This is a genomic window from Flexivirga sp. (genome assembly GCF_035551235.1).
Classification (GTDB): Bacteria; Actinomycetota; Actinomycetes; order Actinomycetales; family Dermatophilaceae; genus Flexivirga.
In genome coordinates this window covers 1-10,623 of record NZ_DASZNO010000014.1, presented here as the reverse complement: position 1 = coordinate 10,623, position 10,623 = coordinate 1, and the positions used below count along the sequence as shown (strand labels likewise).

Annotated in this window: 11 protein-coding genes; 10 read left to right on the top strand and 1 reads right to left on the bottom strand. The window is 67.3% G+C overall.

The features are described from left to right. Positions 1–223: 223 nt before the first annotated feature. From argC to tyrS, 10 genes are all read left to right on the top strand, one after another. Positions 224–1,270: an N-acetyl-gamma-glutamyl-phosphate reductase gene (gene argC, locus VG502_RS02550; protein WP_325548390.1), complete on the top strand. Its 1,047-nt coding sequence runs from the start codon at positions 224–226 to the stop codon at positions 1,268–1,270. Positions 1,271–1,343: 73 nt separating this feature from the next. Then, positions 1,344–2,495, top strand: a complete 1,152-nt coding sequence (gene argJ / locus VG502_RS02545; RefSeq protein WP_325548389.1) for a bifunctional glutamate N-acetyltransferase/amino-acid acetyltransferase ArgJ — start codon at positions 1,344–1,346, stop codon at positions 2,493–2,495. Then, positions 2,492–3,406 (top strand): acetylglutamate kinase, encoded by a 915-nt coding sequence (gene argB, locus VG502_RS02540; protein ID WP_325548387.1) that lies wholly within the window; start codon positions 2,492–2,494, stop codon positions 3,404–3,406. Before argJ ends, argB begins: the two co-directional genes overlap by 4 nt. Continuing rightward, on the top strand, positions 3,406–4,593 hold the full coding sequence (locus VG502_RS02535; protein WP_325548385.1) for an acetylornithine transaminase: 1,188 nt from the start codon (positions 3,406–3,408) through the stop codon (positions 4,591–4,593). The genes argB and VG502_RS02535 overlap by 1 nt, the downstream gene beginning before the upstream one ends. Then, the gene (gene argF / locus VG502_RS02530; RefSeq protein ID WP_325548383.1) at positions 4,590–5,522 is read left to right on the top strand and encodes an ornithine carbamoyltransferase; all 933 of its coding nucleotides are present in this window, start codon (positions 4,590–4,592) and stop codon (positions 5,520–5,522) included. Before VG502_RS02535 ends, argF begins: the two co-directional genes overlap by 4 nt. A 28-nt stretch (positions 5,523–5,550) precedes the next feature. After that, on the top strand, positions 5,551–6,063 hold the full coding sequence (locus tag VG502_RS02525) for an arginine repressor (RefSeq protein ID WP_325548381.1): 513 nt from the start codon (positions 5,551–5,553) through the stop codon (positions 6,061–6,063). A gap of 47 nt (positions 6,064–6,110) precedes the next feature. Then, complete coding sequence (argH, locus tag VG502_RS02520) at positions 6,111–7,556, top strand: argininosuccinate lyase (RefSeq protein WP_325548379.1); 1,446 nt, start codon at positions 6,111–6,113, stop codon at positions 7,554–7,556. An 81-nt stretch (positions 7,557–7,637) separates the two neighbouring features. Continuing rightward, positions 7,638–8,189 carry a P-loop nucleotide/nucleoside kinase family protein gene (locus VG502_RS02515; protein ID WP_325548377.1) on the top strand — a complete coding sequence of 184 codons (552 nt, stop codon included), beginning with the start codon at positions 7,638–7,640 and terminating at the stop codon, positions 8,187–8,189. Continuing rightward, positions 8,176–8,772 (top strand): DNA-3-methyladenine glycosylase, encoded by a 597-nt coding sequence (locus VG502_RS02510; protein ID WP_325548375.1) that lies wholly within the window; start codon positions 8,176–8,178, stop codon positions 8,770–8,772. Before VG502_RS02515 ends, VG502_RS02510 begins: the two co-directional genes overlap by 14 nt. A gap of 63 nt (positions 8,773–8,835) precedes the next feature. Further along, positions 8,836–10,098, top strand: coding sequence for a tyrosine--tRNA ligase (tyrS, locus tag VG502_RS02505; protein ID WP_325548373.1), 1,263 nt, complete (start codon positions 8,836–8,838; stop codon positions 10,096–10,098). Positions 10,099–10,433: 335 nt separating this feature from the next. On the opposite strand, the gene VG502_RS02500 is transcribed toward tyrS, so the two are convergent. Further along, positions 10,434–10,623: hypothetical protein (locus VG502_RS02500; protein ID WP_325548371.1), on the bottom strand; the 190-nt coding region annotated here is incomplete at its 5' end.

Below are 10,623 nucleotides of genomic sequence, written 5' to 3'. Positions count from 1 at the left end.
AAGACGGACACGAGGATCAACGGGTTCATTCTTCGCCACTGACCCATCCGAGCCGACGAAGTGTCACCACCAACAACCGATCGGACTGTCACCGATGTCCTGATACAGAACCGTCACCGATGTACTGACACATAACACGGCTCCTGCGGGGCGCAATCAAGTGTCCTCTCAGCAATCGAGTGTCCTCTCGGTCGAGCATGACTATTCGTGAACGTGTATAGTCATGCAGGTGTTGTCAGTAGCGGTCGCCGGAGCCAGTGGGTATGCCGGGGGAGAGATCCTTCGCCTGTTGATCGGTCATCCGGAGGTGACGATCGGGGCTGTGACAGCCGCGTCGTCCGCGGGTGACCCCCTGGGGCGACATCATCCACACCTGGCGCCGCTGGCCGACCGGGTGCTGCAACCGACGACTGCGGAGACGCTCGCCGGTCACGATGTCGTCTTCCTGGCGTTGCCGCACGGCGCGTCCGCGGCGCTGGCGCGTCAGCTCCCGGACGACGTGACGGTGATCGACTGTGGCGCCGACTTCCGCCTCGTCGACCCGGCCGCCTGGCAGGAGTTCTACGGCTCCGAGCACGCCGGCAGCTGGGCCTACGGCATGCCCGAGCTCGTGATCGAGGGCGGTGTGAAGCAGCGGACGCAGCTGGCCGGTGCGACACACATCGCGGTGCCGGGTTGCTACCCGACCGCATCCTCGCTCGCGCTGGCGCCCGCGTTCGCGACGGGCCTCGCCACCGGGGACGTCGTGATCGTCGCTGCCAGTGGCACGTCCGGGGCCGGCAAGTCGCTGAAGCCGCACCTGCTCGCTGCCGAAGCCATGGGCTCGATGAGTCCGTATGGCGTGGGCGGCGTCCACCGCCATACGCCCGAGATCGAGCAGAATCTTTCCCGGGCGGCGGAGCACACCATCGCCGTGTCCTTCACGCCGACGCTCGCACCGATGCCGCGCGGCATCCTGGCGACCTGCTCGGCCCAGCTCGCCCACGGCACCACCGCCGAGCAGGCGCGCGCCGCCTACCTGAATGCGTATGACGACGAGACCTTCGTGCAGGTGCTGCCCGAGGGCGTGTGGCCGACGACCGCCGCGGTGCTCGGCTCGAACAACGTCCAGCTGCAGGTCACCGTGGACGAACGGGTCGGACGGTTGATCGTGGTCGCCGCGATCGACAACCTGACCAAGGGAACCGGTGGCGGGGCCGTGCAATGCCTCAACCTGGCACGCGGGTTCGACGAGCACCTCGGTCTACCGACGACCGGGGTCGCACCGTGACCCGGCACGCCCGCCTCGCGGGTCGAGCAGGGGTGACGGACGAGGCCCGTATCGAAACCGAAGGAGCAGATCGATGAGTGTGACTGCAGCACAAGGGTTTCGGGCGGCAGGAGTGGTGGCCGGACTGAAACCGAGCGGCAAGTCCGACGTGGCAGTTGTCGTCAACGACGGACCCGACCACGTTGCGGCCGCTGTCTTCACCAGCAACCGGGTCGAAGCGGCGCCGGTGACCTGGTCACGGCAGGTCGTGAGCGATGGCCGCGCCGACGCGGTGATCCTCAACTCCGGTGGGGCCAATGCGATTACGGGCGGCCAGGGCTTCGCGGACACGCATGCGACCGCCGAGCACGTGGCCGGCTCGCTCGACGTCTCCGCCGGCGACGTCGTCGTCTGCTCGACCGGGCTGATCGGCGAGTTGCTACCGATGCCGAAACTGCTCGCGGGCGCCGATGAAGCGATCAAATCGCTGTCCGCAGAGGGCGGTTCGGCCGCAGCGGAAGCCATCATGACGACCGACACGGTGCCCAAGCAGTCCGTCGTCAGCCGCGATGGCTGGACCGTCGGCGGTATGGCGAAGGGCGCGGGCATGCTCGCGCCGGCACTGGCCACGATGCTGGTGGTGATCACCACTGACGCCGTCCTGGACGCCGGCGAGGCGGGCGAAGCCTTGCGTGCGGCTACGGCAACGACCTTCGACCGGATCGACTCCGACGGTTGCCAGTCCACCAATGACACGGTGCTGTTGATGGCCTCCGGTGCGTCCGGGGTGCGGCCGGACCGGTCCGCCTTCGACGCCGCACTGACCGAGGTGTGCGCCGATCTCGCGCAGCAGCTCATCGGCGACGCCGAGGGCGCGGCACATGACATCGAGATCCAAGTTGTTCGCGCGGCGGACCTCGACGATGCCCTGGAGGTCGGGCGGTCCATCGCGCGCAACAACCTCTTCAAGTGCGCGATCTTCGGTCAGGACCCGAACTGGGGGCGCATTCTGGCCGCGGTCGGCACGACCCGGGCGGCCTTCGAGCCGAGCCGTCTTGCGGTGTCGATCAACGGTATTCAGGTCTGTCGCGACGGGGGAGTCGGCGAGGACCGCTCGCTGGTCGACCTCAGCGGGCGCAAGGTGCACATCGTCGTCGACCTCGCAGCGGGTGAGGACACGGCGACGATCTGGACCAACGACCTCACACACGACTACGTCCACGAGAACTCGGCATACTCGACATGAAGCGGATCCCTACCGACCTGGCCGGCGCAGCGGTCAAGGCTCAGACCCTCGTCCAGGCGCTGCCCTGGCTCGAGCGATTCCGCGGCGCACTCGTCGTGATCAAGTACGGCGGCAACGCCATGATCGATGACGAGCTCAAGGCCGCGTTCGCCCAGGACGTCGCGTTCCTGCGGTATGCCGGCCTGCGTCCGGTCGTCGTGCACGGCGGTGGTCCGCAGATCCAGCGGATGCTCGACCGGCTCGACATCGCCTCGGAGTTCAAGGGCGGTCTGCGGGTCACGTCCTCGGAGGCGATGGATGTCGTGCGAATGGTGTTGACCGGGCAGGTTTCCCGCGAACTCGTCGGTCTCATCAATCAGCACGGCCCCTTGGCCGTCGGTATGTCGGGCGAGGACGGTGCACTCTTCGGAGCGCGCCGTCGTGGTGCGGTCGTCGACGGCGAGACCGTCGACATCGGGCACGTCGGTGACGTGGTCACCGTCAATCCGGCGGCAGTGCAGGACCTGCTGGATGCGGGCCGGATCCCGGTGGTGTCCTCGGTCGCCCCGGACCTGGACGTGGAGGGCGAAGTCCTCAACGTCAATGCCGACACGGCTGCGGCGGCGCTGGCCGTCTCGCTCGAGGCACACAAGCTGGTCGTGCTGACCGATGTCGAGGGCGTGTATGCCGACTGGCCGGACCGCGACAGTCTGCTCAGTTCGCTGCCGGTGAGCCAGGCCGAGGAGCTGATGGGCCGGGTCGACGCGGGAATGGTGCCGAAGCTCGAGGCGTGCGTGCGCGCCATACGCGGGGGAGTGCCGCAGACCCACGTCGTCGACGGCCGGTCGCCGCACTCGATCCTGCTGGAGATCTTCACCGACGAGGGCATCGGCACCATGGTGCTCCCCGACGACAAGGTGGTGGACGCATAATGACTACGAACAACGAGTGGCTGCAACGGTATTCGGACAGTGTGCTGGGCGTCTTCGGCTCGCCGCCGATCGTGCTGGACCACGGCGACGGCTGCTACGTCTGGGACGTCGACGGTCGCCGTTACCTCGACCTCATCGGTGGCATCGCGGTCAACGCGCTCGGCCACGGTCACCCGGCGTTGGTGGCCGCGGTGTCCAAGCAGGTTGCCGAGGCCGTCCACATCTCCAACCTGTTCACCTCACCGGGTCAGATCCGGCTCGCCGAGCGACTGCTCGAGGTGTCCGGCGCACCCGAGGGATCCCGCGTGTTCTTCGGCAACTCCGGAGCCGAGGCCATGGAGGCGGCGATCAAGCTTTCCCGTCGCACCGGCCGCACGGGCATCGTCGCAGCCGAACACGCCTTCCACGGACGCACCACGGGCGCGCTCGCACTGACCCACAAGGCCGCCTACCGCGAGCCCTTCGAGCCGCTCCTGCCCGGCGTCGTGCACGTTCCGTATGACGACGTCGAGGCCCTGCGCGCCGCGGTCGATGGCACGACGAGCGCGGTCGTGCTCGAACCGGTCCAGGGCGAGGCCGGCGTCATCGCGCCATCGGTCGACTTCCTGCAGCAGGCGCGCGAAATCACTACGGCGGCAGGCGCTTTGCTGATCATTGACGAGATCCAGACAGGCATCGGTCGCACCGGCCGCTGGTTCGGTTTCCAGCACGCCGGGATCGTCCCGGACGCGATCACCATCGCCAAGGGCTTGGGCGGCGGGGTGCCCATCGGCGCGATGATCACCTTCGGACCGGAAGTGTCGGGTCTCCTCACCGCCGGGCAGCACGGCACGACCTTCGGCGGCAATCCGCTGGCCGCCGCGGCGGGGCTCGCCGTCCTCGACACGATCGAGCGGGAGGACCTGCTGGCGCACGCCGAGCGCATGGGCACCCACCTCGCGGACGCGGTCGACGCTGCGCACATCCCGCACGTGACCGGGGTTCGCGGGCAGGGGCTGTTGCGTGCCATCACCTTCGACTCCGCGATCAGTGCGGATGTCGCAGCGGCGGCTCGCACTGCGGGAGTGATCGTCAATCCCGTTGCGCCGGACGCGATTCGGCTGGCGCCGCCGCTCGTCATACAAGCTGAGCAGCTGGACGACTTCGTCGCAGCGCTCCCCGACTTCGTCAAGGAGGCGACACCATGAGCACCCGGCACTTCCTGCGGGACGACGACCTGTCACCGGCCGAGCAGGCAACGGTGCTGGACCGCGCCGCCGAGCTCAAGGCCGATCACTTCGCGCGACGCCCGCTCGACGGCCCACGCGCAGTGGCGCTGATCTTCGACAAGCCGACCCTGCGCACCCAGCTCTCGTTCACCGTGGGCGTCGCCGAGTTGGGCGGCCACCCGATGGTTGTCGATGGCAACCTCGCACAGATCGGCACGCGGGAGTCGATCGCGGACGTCACCCGGGTCATCGACCGACAGGTCGCCGCGATCGTATGGCGCACGTACGAGCAGGCGCGCATCGAGGAGATGGCGGCGAATTCCGCTGTGCCGGTTGTCAATGCGCTGACCGACGACTTCCACCCGTGCCAGATCCTCGCGGACCTGCTGACGATCCGGGAACACAAGGGCACGCTCGCCGGCCTGACGATGACCTACGTCGGGGACGGCGCCAACAACATGGCGCACTCCTATCTGCTCGGTGGGGCGACCGCCGGCATGCACGTGCGCGTCGGTGCTCCGGCCACGCATCAACCGCGGGCGGACATCCTGCAGCGTGCGAGTGAGATCGCCGGTGAGACCGGCGGGTCGGTGCTCGTGACCGATGACCCGGTCGCCGCTGCCTCCGACGCGGACATCCTGATCACCGACACCTGGGTCTCGATGGGCCAGGAGGCCGAGGCAGGCGACCGCAAGGGCGTCGAGAGTCCGTTCACCAAGTTCGCGGTCGACAGCGCATTGGTCGGCCACGCCGCCGAGGACGCGATCGTGATGCACTGCCTGCCCGCCTATCGAGGCTTCGAGATCAGTGGTGATGTGATCGACGGTCCGCAATCGGTCGTCTGGGACGAGGCCGAGAACAGGCTGCATGCGCAGAAGGCCGTGCTGTCCTTCCTGCTCGAATCATGATGTGTCGTCAGCGAATCGGTGATCCGGCATGACGAACGACAGCCCGCTTGCCGCCAATCGGACCGCGCGCCAGCAACGCATCGTCGAGGTCCTGACCCGTGAGTCGGTCGGTTCCCAGGCGTCGCTCGCCCAACGCCTGAAGGCGGACGGCATCCAGGTGACCCAGGCAACCTTGTCCCGTGATCTGTTGGAGCTGGGCGCCGTGAAGGTGCGCCACGGCCGGCAACTCGTGTATGCCGTGCCCGGCGAGGGCGGCGACCGGACTCTCGTGAGCGGAGTGGACGGCGACACTGCGGAGACGGACGCTCGCCTACGACGCATCTGCGCTGAATTGCTCGTCACCGCAACCGTTTCGGGCAACCTGGTCGTGCTGCGTACACCGCCCGGTGCGGCGAACTTCCTGGCGTCGGCGATAGATCATGCCGGTCTGCAGCACGTGCTGGGCACGATCGCCGGGGATGACACGATCCTGATCATCGCCGCGGACGGGCAGGCCGGCGCGGTGAGCGATCATCTGTTGGAGCTGGCGGGCGCCGGCTGACGTTCTTCCGACCACGACTACAAACGACCAGTGAGAGTGAGCATTCCGTGACCGACGCCGAACAACGCCTGAGCCTCTGGGGCGGCCGATTCGCGGGCGGGCCCGCCGACGCACTGGCGGCCCTGTCGAAGTCCACCCATTTCGACTGGCGGCTCGCGCCATACGACATCGCCGGCTCGAAGGCGCACGCACGCGTGCTGCACGCCGCGGGGCTGCTGGACGACGCAACGGTCACCGCGATGCTCGAGGCGCTCGACCAGCTGGCGGCGGACGTCAAGGACGGCAGCTTCGCCCCTGCGCAGGACGACGAGGACGTGCACACCGCGCTCGAGCGCGGCCTGATCGAACGCGCGGGAGCCGATGTCGGCGGCCGGCTGCGCGCCGGACGCTCGCGCAACGACCAGGTGGCCACCCTGTTCCGGATGTACCTGCGCGACCACGCGCGGCTGGTCGCCGGACTGCTGCTCGACGTGGTGGACGCACTGATCGCCCAGGCCGGCGAGCACCTCGACGTGGCGATGCCGGGACGGACCCACCTCCAACACGCCCAGCCGGTGCTGCTCGCGCATCACCTGCTGGCCCATGCCTGGCCGCTGTTGCGGGATGTCGAGCGCTTCCGTGACTGGGACCGCCGCACCGACGAATCGCCATACGGCTCAGGGGCACTCGCCGGATCCTCGCTCGGTCTCGACCCCGGTGCTGTAGCGAAGGATCTCGGGTTCAACACCTCCACTCGCAACTCGATCGACGGGACCGCTGGTCGCGACTTCGTCGCCGAGTTCTCGTTCGTGTCGGCCATGTCAGCGGTGGACATCTCCCGGATCGCCGAGGAGGTCGTGCTCTGGGCGACCAAGGAGTTCTCCTTCGTCACGCTGGACGACGCGTTCTCGACGGGGTCGAGCATCATGCCGCAGAAGAAGAACCCGGACGTCGCCGAGCTCGCGCGCGGCAAGGCTGGCCGGCTCGTCGGTGACCTGGCGGGACTGATGACGACGCTGAAGGCGCTGCCGTTGGCCTACAACCGCGACCTGCAGGAGGACAAGGAGCCGGTCTTCGACGCGATCGACACCCTCGAGGTGCTGCTGCCGGCGTTCTCGGGCATGGTCGCGACGCTCACCTTCCACCCTGACCGGCTGAATTCACTTGCGCCGCAAGGCTTTGCGCTTGCGACGGACATTGCCGAGTGGCTGGTCAAGCAGGGCGTGCCGTTCCGTGTTGCGCACGAAGTGGCGGGGGAGTGCGTGCGCGTCTGCGAGTCACGCGACATCGAGTTGTGGGACCTGTCCGATGACGACCTGGCAGCCATCAACCCCGCACTCACACCGGATGTCCGCTCCGTGCTGAGTGTCGACGGTTCGCTCGCGTCCCGCAATGGCGTCGGCGGTACTGCACCGGTCCGGGTGGCGGAGCAGCTGCAGCAGGCGCGTGACGCCTCGGCCGCCGCTCGCGCCTGGGCGGGTCGGGAGCTGGACTTCCCGCAGCGCGTCCGCTGAGCGGTTCCGGGTCCCGGCGGTCGCGCGGGCGACCCGCCGATACCGATGCGCTCGTCGTGCGTCGTCTGCGACACTGCGGCCGTGACGATGATCGTGCAACTGGTCGGTCCTCCGGCGTGCGGCAAGCGCACGATCGGCGCGGCGCTCGCGGAGCGCACGGGCGCCCGGTTGCTCGACAACCACCTGATCAACGATCCGGTGTTCACCGCACTGGGTGTCAACGGGCACGGCTCGTTGCCGCCGCAGGCAATTCCGATGGCCGGGCGGATTCGGGAGATCGTTCATGAAGCGGTGCTCGCCGCACCCACCGACATCTCGCACATCTTCACCAACTGGCTTGTCGACACTCCGGAGGACGCGCGCGCTGCAGACGAGATCCGGAACCTCGCGAGGATCCGGGGCGCTGACTTCTACCCGGTCTGGTTGTCCTGCGATCCAGCGGCGATACGTGATCGGTTGGTGTTGCCCGACCGAGCCGTTCGCAACAAGCTGCGTGATCCTTCGATGGTCGAGGACATCGTTTCCCAGGGCACGACCCCGGCACCCGACGACGCCTTGCAGCTGGACACGTCAGCGGGTTCACCAGAGGCGGCAGCCACGCAGATCCTCGCCTGGATCGATGCGCACCGCTGAGCCCTTCGCGACCGCGCATCGGCTTCTCGGGGCGCACCTGATCGGGCGTGGCGTCACGGTGCGGATCACCGAGGTCGAGGCGTATGACGGCGCGAACGACCCCGGTTCGCACGCGTTCCGGGGCCGCACTCCGCGTAATGAGGTGATGTTCGGTCCCGCCGGTCACCTCTACTGCTACTTCAGTTACGGCATGCACACGTGTTGCAACTACGTGTGCGGGCCGGACGGCAGGGCGTCCGCGGTGCTGCTGCGTGCCGGGCAGGTGATCGAGGGCTTCGAACTGGCGCGTGAGCGCCGGCGCGCGACGACGGAGCGCAATCTGGCCCGTGGCCCGGCCTGCCTGACCCAGGCACTGGGCATCGGGCTGGCCGACAACGGGACCGCGCTGCACGAGGACGACTCGCCGGTGCGCGTGCGGTGGACGGACCCGGTGCCCCGGGCATCGGTCAGATCGGGCCCAAGGGTCGGCGTGAGTGGCCCGGGAGGGGACGGCACGACATACCCCTGGCGCTTCTGGATCGACGGTGACCCGACGGTGTCGGCGTATCGCGCGGCGAAACCGCGTCGTCGTCACTCGGGCTGATACGGCAGGCTTGGGCAGGTGCGGCGTCCGCCGCTCCAAGTACCCGGAAGGACGGAACACATCGTGAGTGAGATCTTCGACGAGCTGCAGTGGCGTGGCTTGGTGGCACAGACCACCGATGAGGCCGCGTTGCGAGAGGCACTCGCCGACGGGCCGCTGACGATGTATGTCGGCTTCGACCCGTCCGCGGACTCACTGCACATCGGTAACCTCGTGCAACTCATCGTGGCGCGCAAGATGCAGCGGGCCGGTCATCGCGTGCTGTGCCTCGTCGGTGGATCGACGGGCTTGATCGGCGACCCGAAACCCGACTCGGAGCGCGTGATGCGCAGCAAGGACGAGGTGGCCGCCGCGGTAGCCCTCATCCGCCAGCAGGCGGAGGCGTTGCTCGACTTCGACGGTGACAATCCGGCGATGATGGTCAACAACCTGGACTGGACCGAGCCGATCTCGGCGCTGGACTTCCTGCGTGACTACGGCAAGCACTTCCGCGTCAACGCGATGATCAAGAAGGACGCTGTGTCGCGCCGGCTCAACAGCGACCAGGGGATCAGCTACACGGAGTTCAGCTACCAGATCCTGCAGGGGCTCGACTTCCTGCATCTCTACCGTGCCGAGGGGTGCACGCTGCAGCTCGGTGGCAGTGACCAGTGGGGAAACCTGCTTGCCGGCGTCGACCTGATCCACTCCGCGGAGGGTGTGTCGGTCCACGCGATGACCACGCCGCTGATCACGGACGCGAGTGGCCGCAAGTACGGCAAGTCGGAGGGCAACGCACTCTGGCTGAACCCGGACCGTATGTCGCCCTACGCCTTCTACCAGTTCTGGATCAACCTCGACGACGCCGACGTCATCGACAAGATGCGGGTGTTCACCGAGCAGGACCAAGCGGCGATCGCGGACTACGAACGGCAAGTGGCGGAGGAGCCGTTCCGTCGGGCAGCGCAGAAGGCACTGGCACAGGAGATGACGACCCTGGTGCACGGCGCCGAAGCAACCACCGCTGTGCAGGCGGCCTCTGAAGCGCTCTTCGGCAAGGGAGACGTCTCCGGCCTGGACGCCCGCACGCTGCAGGACGCCACCGCGGAGTTGCCTGGCGGTGAGGTGCCCGCCGGGGCGACGATCGTCGATGCGCTGCTCGCGGTCGGTATCGCCGATTCACGGAACGCCGCGCGCCGGCTGATCGGCGAGGGCGGTGTCTCGGTCAACAACGTCAAGGTGACCGACGCAGAGGCGGTGCTCGACGACGACGCGTTCCTGCACGGCCGGGTGGCCCTGCTCAAACGCGGGCGCAAGCACTTGGCGGCGGCTCGTCGCGCTGCATGACCGAACGGCTCCATCCCGCGAAAATGGCGGGATGGAGCCGATTTGCATGTGCGGCCATGCGCTGGGTAATGTCTCTCCTCGCGCCTCGGGAACGAGCGCACAACGGCGGAAGTCGATGTGCACCACGTGACGAGCGCAGGGTTCACCCCCAAGTTGCCGGCAGACGGTGGCTCGGGTAAGGTAGATCCTCGTTGCCAGGGAGGCACGGACACCGCAGGCGAGAACCTCGGCGGCCGGTCCCGGAGCAACAAAAACCACTCCTTCTGATCGATTCGAATTACTTCGGTTCGCCCGAAAACATCGATTTGGAAAGACACGGAAGAGAGTGTTAAGTTTTAAAAGCCCCAAGAGCGAAGCAAGAAAAACGCGGAGCGACAGGGTGCAGTCGTTTTTTGAGAACTCAACAGCGTGTCGAATGATTGATGCCAATTGTTTGTTGGTTTGATCGTTTTTGTAGCATTTTTTTGCTCTTGATCGATTTTTGCCAGTTTTGGATTCTTTTTTGGAGAGTTTGATCCTGGCTCA

Excerpts from the sequence above, each read along its gene's own strand:
- argC (WP_325548390.1), top strand. The coding sequence starts at position 224 with ATGCAGGTGTTGTCAGTAGCGGTCGCCGGAGCCAGTGGGTATGCCGGG.
- argJ (WP_325548389.1), top strand. The coding sequence starts at position 1,344 with ATGAGTGTGACTGCAGCACAAGGGTTTCGGGCGGCAGGAGTGGTGGCC.
- argB (WP_325548387.1), top strand. The coding sequence starts at position 2,492 with ATGAAGCGGATCCCTACCGACCTGGCCGGCGCAGCGGTCAAGGCTCAG.
- VG502_RS02535 (WP_325548385.1), top strand. The coding sequence starts at position 3,406 with ATGACTACGAACAACGAGTGGCTGCAACGGTATTCGGACAGTGTGCTG.
- argF (WP_325548383.1), top strand. The coding sequence starts at position 4,590 with ATGAGCACCCGGCACTTCCTGCGGGACGACGACCTGTCACCGGCCGAG.
- VG502_RS02525 (WP_325548381.1), top strand. The coding sequence starts at position 5,551 with ATGACGAACGACAGCCCGCTTGCCGCCAATCGGACCGCGCGCCAGCAA.
- VG502_RS02510 (WP_325548375.1), top strand. The coding sequence starts at position 8,176 with ATGCGCACCGCTGAGCCCTTCGCGACCGCGCATCGGCTTCTCGGGGCG.